This is a genomic window from Chryseobacterium sp., assembly GCF_045629545.1.
GTDB lineage: Bacteria > Bacteroidota > Bacteroidia > Flavobacteriales > Weeksellaceae > Chryseobacterium.
On record NZ_JAZQRK010000046.1, the window covers coordinates 27,883 to 43,522 of the forward strand.

15 protein-coding genes are annotated in these 15,640 nt (G+C 31.9%); 4 read left to right on the forward strand and 11 right to left on the reverse strand.

Annotation, left to right across the window (positions count from 1 at the left end; translation table 11 throughout):
* The first annotated feature begins 93 nt into the window (after positions 1 to 93).
* A complete protein-coding gene (locus ACKI42_RS11450) occupies positions 94 to 993 on the forward strand; it encodes an LpxD N-terminal domain-containing protein (protein WP_407405539.1) in 900 nt (299 codons plus the stop codon).
* A 94-nt stretch (positions 994 to 1,087) separates the two neighbouring features.
* On the opposite strand, the gene ACKI42_RS11455 is transcribed toward ACKI42_RS11450, so the two are convergent.
* A complete protein-coding gene (locus ACKI42_RS11455) occupies positions 1,088 to 1,462 on the reverse strand; it encodes a hypothetical protein (protein WP_407405541.1) in 375 nt (124 codons plus the stop codon).
* 490 nt (positions 1,463 to 1,952) lie between these two features.
* Here ACKI42_RS11455 and sucD point away from each other — a divergent pair, with 490 nt between their 5' ends.
* On the forward strand, positions 1,953 to 2,825 hold the full coding sequence (sucD, locus tag ACKI42_RS11460; RefSeq protein ID WP_407405543.1) for a succinate--CoA ligase subunit alpha: 873 nt from the start codon (positions 1,953 to 1,955) through the stop codon (positions 2,823 to 2,825).
* Between the two features lie 15 nt (positions 2,826 to 2,840).
* Positions 2,841 to 3,518 (forward strand): porin family protein, encoded by a 678-nt coding sequence (locus ACKI42_RS11465; RefSeq protein ID WP_407405545.1) that lies wholly within the window; start codon positions 2,841 to 2,843, stop codon positions 3,516 to 3,518.
* A gap of 90 nt (positions 3,519 to 3,608) precedes the next feature.
* Here ACKI42_RS11465 and ACKI42_RS11470 read toward each other — a convergent pair whose 3' ends face one another.
* The 4 genes from ACKI42_RS11470 to ACKI42_RS11485 all read right to left on the reverse strand — a co-directional run bounded on the left by ACKI42_RS11470 (position 3,609) and on the right by ACKI42_RS11485 (position 10,876).
* Complete coding sequence (locus ACKI42_RS11470; protein WP_407405547.1) at positions 3,609 to 8,084, reverse strand: AAA domain-containing protein; 4,476 nt, start codon at positions 8,082 to 8,084, stop codon at positions 3,609 to 3,611.
* Positions 8,085 to 8,194: 110 nt separating this feature from the next.
* Positions 8,195 to 9,505 carry an ABC transporter permease gene (locus ACKI42_RS11475; protein WP_407405549.1) on the reverse strand — a complete coding sequence of 437 codons (1,311 nt, stop codon included), beginning with the start codon at positions 9,503 to 9,505 and terminating at the stop codon, positions 8,195 to 8,197.
* A 5-nt stretch (positions 9,506 to 9,510) separates the two neighbouring features.
* Positions 9,511 to 10,422: an ABC transporter ATP-binding protein gene (locus ACKI42_RS11480; RefSeq protein WP_407405551.1), complete on the reverse strand. Its 912-nt coding sequence runs from the start codon at positions 10,420 to 10,422 to the stop codon at positions 9,511 to 9,513.
* A 103-nt stretch (positions 10,423 to 10,525) separates the two neighbouring features.
* Positions 10,526 to 10,876: a T9SS type A sorting domain-containing protein gene (locus ACKI42_RS11485; RefSeq protein ID WP_407405553.1), complete on the reverse strand. Its 351-nt coding sequence runs from the start codon at positions 10,874 to 10,876 to the stop codon at positions 10,526 to 10,528.
* A 121-nt stretch (positions 10,877 to 10,997) separates the two neighbouring features.
* Here ACKI42_RS11485 and hemB point away from each other — a divergent pair, with 121 nt between their 5' ends.
* Positions 10,998 to 11,987 carry a porphobilinogen synthase gene (hemB, locus tag ACKI42_RS11490; protein ID WP_407405555.1) on the forward strand — a complete coding sequence of 330 codons (990 nt, stop codon included), beginning with the start codon at positions 10,998 to 11,000 and terminating at the stop codon, positions 11,985 to 11,987.
* 118 nt (positions 11,988 to 12,105) lie between these two features.
* On the opposite strand, the gene ACKI42_RS11495 is transcribed toward hemB, so the two are convergent.
* The 6 genes from ACKI42_RS11495 to ACKI42_RS11520 form a co-directional block, all read right to left on the reverse strand.
* Positions 12,106 to 12,738: a CatA-like O-acetyltransferase gene (locus ACKI42_RS11495; RefSeq protein WP_407405557.1), complete on the reverse strand. Its 633-nt coding sequence runs from the start codon at positions 12,736 to 12,738 to the stop codon at positions 12,106 to 12,108.
* A 104-nt stretch (positions 12,739 to 12,842) separates the two neighbouring features.
* Positions 12,843 to 13,316, reverse strand: coding sequence for a tetratricopeptide repeat protein (locus ACKI42_RS11500; RefSeq protein WP_407405559.1), 474 nt, complete (start codon positions 13,314 to 13,316; stop codon positions 12,843 to 12,845).
* A gap of 160 nt (positions 13,317 to 13,476) precedes the next feature.
* The gene (locus tag ACKI42_RS11505; protein WP_407405561.1) at positions 13,477 to 13,908 is read right to left on the reverse strand and encodes a hypothetical protein; all 432 of its coding nucleotides are present in this window, start codon (positions 13,906 to 13,908) and stop codon (positions 13,477 to 13,479) included.
* A 69-nt stretch (positions 13,909 to 13,977) separates the two neighbouring features.
* On the reverse strand, positions 13,978 to 14,436 hold the full coding sequence (locus tag ACKI42_RS11510) for a tetratricopeptide repeat protein (RefSeq protein ID WP_407405563.1): 459 nt from the start codon (positions 14,434 to 14,436) through the stop codon (positions 13,978 to 13,980).
* 1 nt (position 14,437) lies between these two features.
* The gene (locus ACKI42_RS11515; RefSeq protein ID WP_407405565.1) at positions 14,438 to 15,073 is read right to left on the reverse strand and encodes a hypothetical protein; all 636 of its coding nucleotides are present in this window, start codon (positions 15,071 to 15,073) and stop codon (positions 14,438 to 14,440) included.
* A gap of 13 nt (positions 15,074 to 15,086) precedes the next feature.
* On the reverse strand, positions 15,087 to 15,419 hold the full coding sequence (locus tag ACKI42_RS11520; RefSeq protein WP_407405567.1) for a hypothetical protein: 333 nt from the start codon (positions 15,417 to 15,419) through the stop codon (positions 15,087 to 15,089).
* Between the last annotated feature and the right edge of the window lie 221 nt (positions 15,420 to 15,640).

Genomic DNA, 15,640 nt, shown 5'->3' on the forward strand with positions numbered 1-15,640 from the left:
GGTCGGGCTGCGATACCCAACCCAAATTCCAATTACTTTATCCGTTTTCCAACAAACCAAGATAAAGAGGATGCAAATACCCTAAAGAAAAATATGACATTCCATTCTCCTCAAACCCTGAAAAATATTGCAGAACTTATAGATGCAAAATTTGTAGGACCAGAAGATTTCCAAATTTTAGGAACCAACGAGATTCACAGAGTGAAAGCTGGCGAAATAGTTTTCGTAAACCACCCAAAATACTACGAAAAAGCCCTTAATTCTGATGCTACCATCATTCTTATCGATAAAGAAGTAGAATGCCCAGAAGGCAAAGCACTATTGGTTTCAGAAGATCCATTTAGAGATTTTAATAAAATCAATACTCATTTTACAAGAATTACCAATTTTTCAGAAGAATTACACGACGTTCAAATTGGCGAAGGAACCAAAATACACCGTACCGCTGTCATTGGCAACAACGTAACCATCGGAAAAAACAGCCTCATATTTCCAAACGTAGTTATTGGTGACAGAACAGTTATTGGCGATAACGTAATCATCCAATCGGGAACTGTATTGGGAGGCGATGCATTTTATTACAGAAAATTGGAGGGTAATTATGATCGTTTAATATCTGTAGGAAATGTAATCATAGAAAACAATGTAGAGATTGGTAACAATTGTACCATCGATAGAGGAGTTACAGATTCTACCATTATTGGACAAGGTTCTGTATTAGACAACCAAATCCAAATTGGTCACGATACCGTGATTGGCAAAAGATGCCTTATTGCTTCTCTTACAGGGATTGCAGGATGTTGCATTATAGAAGATGAGGTTACCATTTGGGGACAAGTTGGTATGGCATCTGGCAATAGGATTGCAAAAGGATCAATAATCCTTGGAAAAACAGGAGTAAACAGAGACTTAGAAAAAGGAACTTACATTGGTATGCTTGCCGAAGATTTTAGAACTTATCTAAAAAAAGAAGTGAAACTAAAGAACTTATAAGCCAATACTATTTTAATCAACAAAAAATCAATATCTCCGACTTTAGATATTGATTTTTTGTTTAATGGAAAATTACGAAACTATCTAACTATCCTCAATTTTCCCTAATATAGATATTGTTATAATCCAAAATAGTGTCAAGCTTTTTATCTCGGTACAAATAGATTTTCAAGCTACCTTTCTCTTTTACAATAGAATCTCCCTTTTGAAATATGCTATATTCCCATTCAGGTGTTAAAGTTTCAATATCATATTTATCTTTACCCTTAAGTGTCATTGCATTATGGTTTCTGTTATCCCTAAATATTGTGTCTACTTTGAAATTATAAAAATCTTTCTTATATTTTTCCAAATATATTTCTTTTCGAGTTCTATTATCCATAAGACTTTCAATAAAAAAATACCCAAAGAAAATGATCAAAGGTAAAAAACACATGCTTAGGAGAAAAATTACAGCTTTTTTATTCATATTTTAAATTATCCTAATTTTACTGATGGTACAAGCTTAAAAATAGTTTTAGAAACTTTCATTAGACAAGATAAGAATATATTTTTCATTTTAAAAATTAAAAAAATGCTAATTGAGTTTCACAGAAAGAGCAACCAAATTTTTCCGTGAAACTAGATTGTGTTGCCCCAAAATTGGGTTATTTAATTTTATAAAAAAACACCAACTTTTATGATATGTCATGAGCCAAAAAGTAGGATTGAGATGGTTTTCTGACATCAAAAAAATAGAATAAGTAGGTTTGCAATACTGCTTTTAGGTAATTACTACCATAAATATCATGCTTAAAACAAATTTTTATAAACTCTATATTTCCACGATAATTAACGTGATTGTAGTAATATTAACGTTTTTTAATGAAGGTGATAAACATTAATCGCTAGGTTTTACCAAAATTCAAAGAAAATTAAGTAGATTTGTGAGCAATAATAAAAATTAAAACAACAATAAAATGTCAATTTTAGTAAACAAAGATTCTAAAGTAATCGTACAAGGATTTACAGGTAACGAAGGTACTTTCCACGCAAGTCAGATGATTGAATACGGTACAAACGTTGTAGGTGGTGTTACTCCAGGAAAAGGAGGAAGCGAGCACTTAGGCAAGCCAGTTTTCAACACCGTTGCAGATGCAGTAGAAAAAGCAGGAGCTAATGTAAGTATCATTTTCGTACCACCTGCATTCGCAGCTGATGCTATTATGGAGGCTGCAGAAGCAGGTATCAAAGTAATTGTATGTATTACAGAAGGTATTCCTGTAGCAGATATGGTAAAAGTAAAATCTTATATCTCAGAAAAAGAGTGCAGATTAATCGGGCCAAACTGTCCAGGTATTATTACTTCAGATGAGGCTAAAATTGGTATTATGCCAGGTTTTGTTTTCAAAAAAGGTAAAGTAGGTATCGTTTCAAAATCTGGTACTCTTACTTATGAAGCAGCTGACCAAGTAGTGAAAGCTGGTTTTGGTGTTTCTACAGCAATTGGTATTGGTGGAGACCCAATTATTGGAACTACAACTAAAGAAGCATTAGAATTATTCATCAACGATCCAGAAACTGAAGCAGTAGTAATGATCGGAGAAATTGGTGGAGGTCTAGAGGCTGAAGCTGCAAGATGGTACAAACAAAGTGGTTCTACAAAACCAGTAATTGGTTTCATCGCAGGTCAAACTGCACCTAAAGGAAGAACAATGGGTCACGCAGGTGCTATTGTTGGAGGAGACGAAGATACAGCACAAGCTAAAATGGAAATCATGAGAGAAAACGGTATCAACGTAGTAGACTCTCCTGCAGATATTGGTGCTACTGTAGCTAAAGTATTAGGATAAACAAACATAAATGATATGAAAAAAACTTTATTAGCCTCTGCATTGGCTTTTTCTACTCTATCTTTTGCACAAATAGATTTTAGTAGTACGCGATTTGGTGTAACTGCAGGTGGCAACTATTCTAGGGTGAAAAATGCACATAATCCTTCCGGAGCCAGATTTGGCTTCCAAGGTGGTGGTTTGGCATTGATCCCGATGGGAAGTAGCAATCAATTTTATCTTCAACCCGAGGTAGTGTATTATAGCGCTGGTGAGAGTGGGAAGGATAAAGATGCGAAAGGTATAGATGGTTATAATGCAGTGTATGCTAATAATTACATCAGTGTGCCAGTTTATTTCAAAGGATATTTTTCTGAAGCAGAATCAGAATTTTTCGGAATAATTGGTCCAAGGTTCAATTTCTTACTAGATCAAAAAGTAAAAAACGCTCCTGCGAGCAGACCTTATTATGATCCAGATGTAACAGATCCTAATTATCCACAGATCAACGGTAAAGCGAGTTCATTCAACTTTGCAGTGGGTGTAGGTATTGGATACAGCTACAAAAGACAATTGGAATTAGCACTGAAGTACGATTTTGGAGTATCTAATACATATCCTAATTTAGTGGAAAGTTTTACTAAAGATCCAAATACTGAGAAAAAGAAATCTGAACAAGTACTAAGTGTTAGTTTAAGCTACATTTTCAACTAAAAGATTGTAATTTTATCATAAATAAACCCAGAAATGAAAAATTTCTGGGTTTATTGTTTTTGGAAATTATTTATTTTAAGAATAATATCATTACAGGTCTTTAAAGGTCTCAGATAAATTGTTATCTGTAATCGCTAAAGGCTGAGCCTCAATTTCTCTGATGAAGCGTACCAATTTTGCCGTTTCTCTGGTCGGGTTGTCCCACCAATTGGTACTCCAAATACGATGGAACACAAAACCATGATTTTCTAATATTTTTTGCCTGTGAGTATCATGCAAATACGCTTCCCTGCTAGAATGATATTTGGCTCCATCACATTCTATCGCAATTTTCGGTACTCCTGGGATTTTAGAATCATACACGATATCGATACGGAATTCTGAAACCTTCAACTGTGGAATAAGATGCTGAGATCCCAATTCATCCACCAATCTTTGGTATACTTCCTCTTCAAATGGAGATTCTAAGTTATGGCCCAGGAAATCATCATAACCCGAAGCGTTAGAGCTATTTTCTGCAAGGCTTGTAAGTACACCAATTCTAGATTCTTCATTCTTCTCACTTACTGCTTTAGCATAGGCTAAATAAGCAAATAAGACCGCTTTCTTGTTGTTAGAACCTTCTGTCACCAAATAATCTTTATAGTTCATAAATACAGATTCTGGGATAGAAGTACAGACGTACACTTTGTATTTGGCTCTAGTTACAATTACATTCAGCAACTTGTATCCTTTAGAATGATTTATCGGACCAAACCTTTGTGCAAATTTCCCATCTTTGCTCACTCCATAAGTGGTTGATAATATAATAACATCTCTTTCGTCACCTTGTATATTTTCTAGATTTTTTATGAAAAATCCTTTTCCTTCTAGCTCTTGAATTTTTTTATTAAATGCATCAAATTCTGGATATTTTTGACGATCCAAAATTTTACTTTTAATTAAGTTTCTCTGAGTAATATTAAATGTTGCAACACCTACAGAAGGATATTCTCCATTCGGTAACCTTTGGATGCTATTTTCAATGATTGATAATATTTTTTCTGCCTCAGCTTCATTGGTATAATCTGAGAAGGTTCCATTCACTTGTACGTAACTTATCGGCGTGTATTGGAAATGTGCAGGCAACGGTTTTAGCCTTTGGTTATAGAAAGCATAGTTGGAGAAATCTATTAAATAAGGATGTTTAGAACGGTAATGGAAGTCCAAATATTGTTTTTCAAACCTCAATTCAGAACCAAATTCTAGAAGAGACTCACAAGACAAAAGAAGGTTTTCTTTATCTACTTCAATTTTTTCTTCTTCTACTTCTTCCTCATCTTCAATTTCACCATCAAAAACTTTGCTGAAATAGTTGGAAGGTGGCATTTGATGCTCATCACCAGCGATAATCACTTGTTTACCTTTGAGTATAGCAGGTAAATTATCTTCCAATCTTAGCTGACTTGCTTCATCGAACATTACAATGTCAAAATATCCATTCATCCCTTTAAAAAGATTACTCGCAACATCTGGCGAAGTAAGGATAATCGGAAAAAAATTAGTAAACAATTCTAAATCATACTGCACAATTTGTCTTAGCGATAACCTCTTGAATTTTACACTGCTTCTTTTGTTGTACAGATTTTCAACAGATAAATTTCTATTATTTAATTCAAAATCTTTCGTTTTCTCAACTTGTTGGCTGTTCCAGAAGTCTTTTACATATTTCAATTGTTCATTGCCAATGCCTTTTAGTGTGGATTTTAGTTCCAAATGATCGTTGTCATTCGTGGGCAAATCCATATTTGCAGAAGATAATAGAAGCGCGTTCAGATAATACATCAAAAAGTCTTTTCTCCAATTTTGACTTTGTTGCAAAGCATCAATTATAGATTTATCATCAAAGTTTAAGGCATTGTAAAACTGAAACCAACTGAATTCTATATTAAAATTATCGTGTGCAGCGTTGAAATAAAAGTCTTTTTTTGCCAAAAGTTTCTCGGTCTCTTCAATAAATTGTGGAAGAGTAGAAGTGCTTATTTTTTCTGCAATCCATTGGTCTTCACTTATTTTTTGATTTAAAGATTTTACTTCATTTTGCAATAAAGCCAAGCTTTTAAGTCGCATTTCGGAATCATCAGTTTCTAGAAGATTTATTTCTTTAAATTCTTCATCCAATTGATTGTCCAATTCATTTTTAATCAAATTGATTCTCTGTTTTATTTCTGTAAAAAGAATTTTATTTTCCTCAAAAGTACGATCGAAAGAGTAGTTAAGTTGAAGATCTTTGTGATTATGCAAATGATTTCTCAGATTGGCAAGATCGGTTGATACATCAGTTTGTATCATCTGAAATTGCTTTTTCATGGAAATTAATATTTCTTTAAAAGCTGCCGAATTTTGATTGTTTTGAATGGATTGATCAATAGCTTGATATACATTTTGAGACTCTTTACCATCCAAAATAGTATTGAGTTTAAAAGCATTAAACTTCGTTTCAATTTGATAAGAAAAGTTATTTTTAGTAGATTCTAGTTCAGATTTCAATGCAATAAGATCGGTCTGTTTATCCAATAATGTTCCTCTAAATTCCTTTTTAGGTAAATCTTTTGATAAGTTTAAAGTATTTTGAAGAGAATTAAATAGTTCTACCAAAGTTTGATGATCGGCGATGGTTTGCTTTTTATCTTTTGAAAAAATAGAAAACATCTTGTATCCAAAACCATTTATTTTATCCTCATCTTTCAGATCGTTATTATTTCTATTTTCATCCAAAATGCGCTCTATACTTGCAATATTTTGTTGCGTTTTAGAATTTTGTTCACGGTATTCATTTTCTCTAAACTGAGTATAATTATGTCTTGCACTTTCTATAGCTGTGTACAACTGATTTTCGTGAGAAATAATTCCGTTGATAATTTCGTCTATCAACAAACTTAAATTAGAAAATTCTGTATTTCTTAGGATATGATATTCATTTCTATTGTCTTCCAACAAAGATTTTATACGTTGTAGAGCGCTTGCATATTGGTCGAAATCGTCATTCAAATTTTGTTTAACCAAAAATTGATTTTCGCCGAACATCTTATTGCTATTCAGGAAATTATTTGCTGAAATGGGTTCGTAAGCTGCAAACAATCTGTGTCCATTTTGAACTAAATCCAATTTCGCATTCAGTTCGGTAGGAGAAAATTCGAAAATACTTTTATCAATATCCAGTTTTGGTAGAGAAGGAGAATTTTTCGAGGCTTGAAGAAATTTACCAACAATCTGAGTCCAATTATCTGATCCCAAAAGTTCTTTCCCTACTTTTTGATGTTTTTTATTAATACTCTCAATTAGCGATTTTGCTTTATTAATGGTGTTGGCAAGCGCATCTTTGGAAGCTTTAGAACCTAGTCTTCTAAACTCTGGCATATCTATTCTGTCTCGTACAGAATCCACTACCGTCTTTCTATCCTTAATGAGATCTCTAATGAGCACACAATTATTTTGAAGTCCTTTTTCTACTAATGCATTATACAGTACTTCTAGTGCTGTTCTTTTTTCGCAAACAACAATTGTTTTTTTATTATTTTCTAAAGCATTGATAAGAACTGCAGTAAGGGTTTGGCTTTTTCCAGTTCCTGGAGGACCTTGTATCAGTAGATTTCTTTTGTTTTCTAACGCATGAAGGATGCTTTGTTGCGAAGGATCTGTTTCTACAGACGATATAGATTGAAACGTATTATTCTCTAAATCTTCCAGACTTATTTCTTGATCTTTTAGCTTTAATAATTCATCAAAATCACTGATGATATTTTGTTTTTGAACTTCAAAAATAGAAAATAATCCACTAAAATCTATCAAAGAATTGGCAGGCGTAAGTGGAAGACTTTCGTAGTTGTTTTTGCTTCCAATTGAGGTTACATTTTGTAATTTCTGTTGCAGAATTTCTCTTAAATCATCGGTAACAGAGGCGTTGACGGTTTTTAGAATCGATGTGCAAATATCCAATAACTCATCATTATTAATCAAACCATCTTCTAACATTTCGTTAGGAATTGGGTCTATTGTTACTTGCGCATCGCTCTGCAAATGATTGATGAGGACTTCATTGATATAGATAGGGTCTTCATCATTTCTTAGGATTTCCCAAGTTTGAGACTCCCGAGTTCTTTTTATCCTTAGCGACCAAATTAAGATAGGGGCTACTGTTAATTTGTTATCGGCTTTATCTCTTCTTACCAAAATCGGAAACCCAAACCCAAAAGTATTGATACCTTTCTCGGATTCAATAACTTCAGTTTGGTTGACTAAATTTTCAAATGCTTTGGAGATTTTTACCAATTGTAATTGTTCTTCTTCAAACAAAGTATTGATATCCGATGCACTTTCTTTTCCACTTATTTTAAATTTTAAAGGTTGCTGAGATAGCAAGTCTTTAATGAAATTATTGGGCAAATTTTTATCAATAAGGGAGAGCCTATTTAAGTCAAATTTATATTTAGAATGAGAAGGTATGGCATTAAGATGTACGCCACGTCTGTTGCCTATTTTTAGGCGTTTTTGCAGTTCTAAAATAAGTTTATCTGATAATTGCATAGTATTCAATGGTTTGTTCTCCCCAGAAATAATGTGCTTCTAGGGCTTTTAAAAATAGTAAATGTAAGAATTTTACCTATCTAAGGTAAGCACAATGCTCAGTATAGATCCTAACTTCTAATCCACTTCCAAATTTCTTTTAAAGTAGCTTTATTACCATACATTAAGATACCTACACGATAGATTTTTCCTGCCAAGAAGATCATGAAAATAGTGGTGATTAGCAATAAAAAAATTGATAATGCGATTTGCCAAGCAGGAACTCCAAAAGGTATTCTCGCAATCATAGCAACCGGCGAAGTGAATGGGATAATAGATAACCATACTCCCAAAGGCCCATCTGGATTATTCATTACAGAAAAACTACCATACATCCCCAAACTAAGTGGCAAAATGGCAAATAAGGTAAATTGTTGTGTTTCGGTTTCGTTATCTACTGCAGAACCAATAGCTGCATAGATAGAACTATAGAATATATATCCTAAAAGAAAGAAAACTATGAATACAAAAATAATTAATGGAAAATTAAGATCTAATAAAGTATGAGAAATTTCGGTTCCCAATTTTAAGATATCAAATTTATTCAGCACGCTGTCACTTTGTCCTGGGATGTTATTTTGTAATGCTGAAAACCCAGTATTCAAGAATAATGCCCCTGCAACAGACATGGTAATCCAAATAATAAATTGGGTAAGTGCCACCATCGTTACGCCCAAAATCTTACCCATCATCAGTTCAAACGGTTTTACAGAAGAAATAATAATTTCTACCACACGATTATTTTTTTCTTCTAAGACACTGCGCATCACACGAACTCCATAGATGATAATAAACATGAAAGTAACGTACATTAATCCCATACTTAATCCTGTTTTTACCCCAAAACTAAGATTAGAATCTTCTTTGTCGTCATCATTCACATTAATCGTCTTGAGACTGAAATTTTTATCAAGATTTTCCAGTTGAGTCTCAGCGATGCCCAATTGTTTTATTTTCTCCTTTTTTATGACATTGCTTATGTCTGAAATTATATCTTGTTTGGTATCAAAGCCTAACTTAGTATTTACCAAAAGACGAGAGTTTTTCTCAATATCATCAAAGTTATTACTTGTAATTTGGGGCAGAATTAGAATTCCGTCTATATCTTTATTTTCCTTTAAAGTACTTACCTTACTGTTCTCATCTTGTACAGGAACAAATACATATTCCAGTTGATCGGTGGATTTCAGTTTCCCCGTAAAAATACCTGAATTATCTACTACTTCAATGACATTGTGAGACTCGTTGGCTTTAAACATTAGACCAACTACAGCACCAAAGCCAATGATCATTAGTGGAGCGAGTAAAGTAAGTATGACGAATGATTTTTTCTTTACTTGGGTAAGAAATTCTCTTTTTGTGATTAAAAATATATTATTCATAGAATTTAAGAATGGTTACCAACTGCATTTATAAACACTTCGTTCATGCTCGGAATTTTCTCATCGAATGAACGTACTTTCCCAATATTCACAAGGTCTAGCAAAATGTCGTTTTGGTTGGCTGAATTTTTTAGGTCGAATGATAAAAGCTGATTTTCGTTTGTAAGATTGAAGATTTCATATTTGTTTTGGAAACTTTGAAACAGTTCAGCATTTACGTCTGCAAGGGTAACACCGAAAATATTTTTCTTGAATTTTTCTCTCACTTCGAAAACCTTACCATCAATTATTTTTTTAGAATGATTCACCAACGCTACAGAGTCGCACATCTGTTCTACACTTTCCATACGATGGGTAGATAGAATAATTGTGGTACCATTATTTTTTAGCTCTAAAATTTGATCTTTAATTAGATTAGCGTTCACTGGATCAAAACCCGAAAAAGGTTCATCCAAGATCAGAAGATGAGGTCTATGTAACACGGTGACTACAAATTGTATTTTTTGTGCCATTCCTTTAGAGAGTTCAGAAAGTTTTTTCTTCCACCATTGGTCTATGTGTAGCTTATCAAACCATTTTTTAGCTTCATTTTGAGCATCATTTTTCGTCATTCCTTTCAATTCCCCGAAATAGATAATTTGGTCGCCAACGCTCATATTTTTATACAAACCTCTTTCTTCAGGCATATATCCAATGTCTCTAATATGAGAAGGATTTAGTTTTTCTCCATTAATGAAGATTTCTCCAGAATCAGCCTGTGTGATTTGATTGATGATTCTAATAAAAGAAGTTTTACCAGCGCCATTGGGACCTAGAAGTCCATAAATACTTCCTTTTGGGACATCTATACTAAAATCTTCCAGCGCTATTTTCTTTCCAGCATTATAAGTTTTAGTAATATGTTCAGCTTTTAGCATTCAGTAGTTTTTAAAAAGTGTAAAAATATCTCGAAAGTTACGGAAATAATAAAACAGATTTTATGTAAAGTAAAAAAATCCTGAAATATTCAGGATTTTATAATTATTGTTTTACGATTTGTGTTACTTTCTGTGTATTATCGCTTAAGGTGTATCGGATAAGGTATTTTCCAGGTTTTAGTCTTTCAATATTAATTTCTGCTTTATTAGCATTAATTGCGTAATTAGCAGCTTGCGTACCTAGAATAGAGTAGAAGGTTACGTTTTTTATTTTTAACGCTGTATCCTTGCTTTTTATCATTAGAAAATCTCTCGCTGGATTTGGATAAGCGATGAGCACACCGTCATCAGACTTCTGTGTCAGAGAATTGGGCTCTCTCATTTGCGCATGGGTAGTTTCAGCAGTACCGAAAAATAAACCAGCAAAAAGAGACAATAGTAAAAGTTTTTTCATCTACGAGTAAATATTATTTGTGTATTTTAAACAAATCTAATAAAATCTATATATATCTGCAACAATTATTTACAGAACTTATAGTAAATTTGTAGTCTAATGTTCAAAAAGTATTCCAAAGATGATATATTCAAGAAATAGAAGATTGAGAGTGAATGCCTCAATAAGAAGTTTGGTAAGTGAAAATACATTATCCACAAATGATTTTGTAATGCCAATCTTTGTAATGGAAGGTCAAAACAAGCAAGAACCTATAGATTCTATGCCTGGTATTTTTAGAAGGAGTATAGATCTTACTGTAATAGAATGTAAAGAGTTATTTTCTCTAGGAGTAAAAGCAGTAAACTTGTACATGAAGGTTTCGGATACCCTAAAAGATAATACAGGGAAGGAAGCTTGGAACAAAAACGGATTGACGCAAAACGCGATAAGGGCGATTAAGGATGCAATTCCTGAGATGATTCTTATGCCTGATGTGGCTTTGGATCCTTACTCTATCTATGGTCATGACGGTATCATAGAAAACGGAAAGATCGTAAACGATGCTACCAATGACGCTTTGGCAAGAATGTCTGTGTCATTAGCGGAAGCAGGTGCTGACATTATGGCACCTAGTGATATGATGGACGGAAGAGTATTGGTCATAAGAGAAGCTTTGGAAGAAAGTGGATTTACAGATGTAGGCATCTTGAGCTATTCTGCAAAATATGCGAGTTCTTTCTATGGACCATTCCGTCATGCTTTGGATAGTGCACCTGTGGATCACGAAAATATTCCAGAAGATAAAAAAACCTATCAGATGGATTTTCATAATTCTAGAGAAGCCCTAAATGAAGTTTACAAAGATGTAGAAGAAGGCGCAGATATCATCATGATAAAGCCAGGTTTGCCCTATCTAGATATTGTAGCCAAAGTGCGTGAAGCGATAGATTTACCCATTGCCGTGTACCACGTAAGTGGTGAGTATGCAATGCTGAAAGCTGCTGCACAAAATGGGTGGTTAGACAATGACAAAGCTATTCTAGAAAGTCTTACGTGCTTCAAAAGAGCAGGAGCAGATATGATTTTTACTTATGCTGCTAAGGAAGCTGCTATTCTTCTGAATAAATAATATAACCATAAAAAAATATAATCGGGTGGAGCATTCTATCCGATTATGTTTTGAATGGTAGATGAGATGACAGCCTTGTAAGTTGTAGTGAATAATGAAATCAGTCTTTGTTAAGGCATCAAATTGTTTTATTCAATTCTTTTTGAAACTTGTTTAAATACTGCGTTATGTGCAATCCATCGGCTAAGCCATGATGCGCTTCTATCGCAACAGGCAAATATTTTTTACCCTCTCTGATCGCAAATTTTCCAAAAACTATTTTAGGAACGGTATCTTTATTATCTAAATTGGAAGGATTCAACAAAGCAGAAAAATGTGACCATGGAAGGGTAGAGTGGCGAATAAGACCTAAAGTTAAATCTTCATTTTTAAGTCGTAAACCTGTAGAATTTTGAACTTCATTAATTTCTCTTTGTAATTCTTTATTAAAGATTTCGAAATCTGGTGAAAACGGAACATAAATAAACCCGAAAGTACCATCTTCTCTGGAAATTGTTGTTCCCGCATCAATGGTATCAAAAAGAACAACTTTATCGTCTACCAATCTCAATTTTAATTCTTCTACGGTATTTACAGCGATCATCGATTTATGAAAATAATGGGCGAAGAAAGAGCGCTCTTTAGATTTTGCCTCCTCATAAGCAATGGTACAGTCTACTTCTGTGGTGATGCCAAAAGAAGGATTTGCCAGTTTAGAAAAAAATTCAAAATGTTCTTTTCTTTTCCAGTTTTCAATATCAATAATCTTCATAGTCTTGCTGCAAATATTTCTGCAAAAATGAGGTATTTTATTCTAATTTCAAATTATATTTCTTTATCCGAAAAATTGTTTGGTTTTATAATAAAAATACCATTTCAAGGTCTTTTTTGTTGAGATTGTTGTAAAGAATCCAAAATCTGAAGATTTCTAAGTGCATTTTCATTTCCCAATTCTTGAGCTTTTTTCAAATACAATTCTGATTTATCATAATCTCCTTTCTCCAAATAACTTATCCCCAATGTATTTGCTATTTTATCATAATAACCTTCTTTCTCGCCAATTTTTTTATCGTAGGCCTCTTTTAAATTAGAAATCGTATTTTGGAAATCCTTTTTTTCAAAGTATGAAAATCCTAATGGAGCAACAATATCCGGATATTTATTTTTTTCAACTTTATTTAGATAAAATATTGTTAAGTCATATTGTTTGTTTTCATAGGCAGTCCAACCATCTTCGTATAGTTTTGTTTGTCCATCAGTAAAAAAAATGTTTTTAATTATTGCAATGAAAAATATAATTGCAATAATAATCCCTATAATACCAGTAATTAAAATAATTTTTCTTTTCACGATTGTTTGATTTTTGAATTTACTTATTACCAAATAATTAAGAAGAATAAATAAACAATATTTAAAAAGAATAAAACGCTTAATGGTTTATTTAATGAAATTCCTCCAGAGTTATCAACCAAATTTCCCCCCAAAATTATAAATCCAATAAATAAAAAAATCAGAAAAAAAAATATTTTTCTCTTAGAAATAGAAAAATATCAAAAAAGTAATTAAGATTTTTTTCAGTTTGGTTGAGTCCAAAAAAAGGAATTTTATCTTTTTGATTAAACTCCTCGTTTTTTTCTATTGAAAAATATAGAACTTCGTTATTCTCATATTTTCTATATTCAAATAATTTTTTCCAATTGGTAATAAAACCAGTATATTTTCTTTCAAATTTTATTTTTTTATTTTGTTTTTCAACAATAAAGGATACTCGTCTTTTGCTAGCATGTTTATCAATCATTATTGTTTTGTTAAATTTTCCAAGTATTACTATTTCCCTTATGGGTTTTAAATTTGAATCAGTTTTTTTTATAGAAAACACAAAAAAAAATGTAACCAAAAAAGGAAAAATTAACATAAGGATTAGGTAAAGTGTATTTTTCATTAATCTTTTCCAGCTAATACTGTTATTTTTGATCTTTCAAAAACAAAAAGAGACCTTTAAAGAAGTCTCTTATTTTATTTTCTGTTCATTCTCTAGCGAATCTATGATTTGAATATTTCTTATACTATTAGAACCTCCGTGTTTTATTGCTTCTTTAAAATAAAATCTCGCTTTTTTATAGTTTCTAATTTGCAAATAGCAATATCCTAGAGAGTATCGAATTTTGTTATAATCTTCGGTTCCTTTACCTAAATTCTTTTTATATGCTTGTTGAAAATTTTGAATAGCATTATCAAAATCCTCTGTATTCATGTAACATGATCCTAAGCCAACATAAACATCTGGATATTTAGTTTTATCTATCTTTTCAAAATAAAAAATAGCAGTATTATAATCCCCTTTTTCGTAAGCTGTCCAACCATCATCATATAAACGATTATCTGCACTTGTAAAAAGAGTATTTTTAGCAATTACGATAGTAAAACCTAATGCAATAATGCCAATTATGATTTGTATTATTTTTTTCATTTTAAACAATTAAATTTATGAAAAGTAGTACAAAGAAAAAAATCATGAATTCTCCTATTTTACTTTCTATTTTTGAATTATTATTTTTATATATGGATACTTTCATGATTTTTTTTAAAATAAAAATTATAAAATATGGCAAGATTAGTAAAATAAATGCAATAAGGATATTGTAATTATATTTCCAAACATCTAGTGTTAGTAGTAATTTATTAGAATATATATTTATTTCTCTCAATCCAAAAAATGGTATTCCTTCGAACTCATTTAGCTCATTACCAAAAATATCCTTTCTATTTGTTAATTTATTATTAAGTATTCTTTCATAATCTGAATTTTTAATGTAAAAAGATATATCCACCTTTTTATTATTTTTATCAATATTCCACATCCAAGTATTTAATCCTTCTAAAATACCTGGATACTTTCGAGTAATTCTTATACTATCCTTTATAAAATCATAAGTAACAGTAGTACTTCTTCTACTTGAGTATATTGTACTTTGATTTTCTGCATGTTTCCAATTTTCATGCTTTAGATTATTGATATCACAAATAGTTTGGATCATTGAAAATAAGAAGTAAAGTAAACATAGGGATAATGTTATTTTTTGAATGTTAGATTCATTTATATTCATATATATCTTAAATTTAATCTTTCCCAGCTAATACTGTTATTTTTGCTCTTACTTCAGCTTCATCTTTTTTCATAGTTATTGAACTTAGTCCAGTCTCAAATTTTATTTCTGTATCACAAGTCACACTCACATTTCCAGCATTATCTAATTTTAAAACAGAATTTGCACCACCTCCGTCTTTACTATCAATATTAATTGTATTCGCCGTAGTAATATTAGTGGTTTGATTGCCTCCAATATTTTCAGTGTAATCTGCACTAATCTCAGTTGTAAGATTACCTGTTCCGCTTAAGGTAACATGATTTCCAGCCTTGTCTTTAATTTCAATTCCTGCACCATCATTCAATGCAATGATGTTTCCGCTTTTAGAACTAAAACTTCTTAACCTGAGTTCGATTATAAATTTAGAATAAATAGCTTGTGATAAAAGGCAAAAATTAGTATCTTTAAGTTTCTGACATTTAATGATTTAACTAAGATTTGCCTTATGATTTGTTTTGATAAAATTACGGATATTTATTCAATTGTTGATGAGTTTTGTAAAAATTTTGAGCAATTTTCTGAACC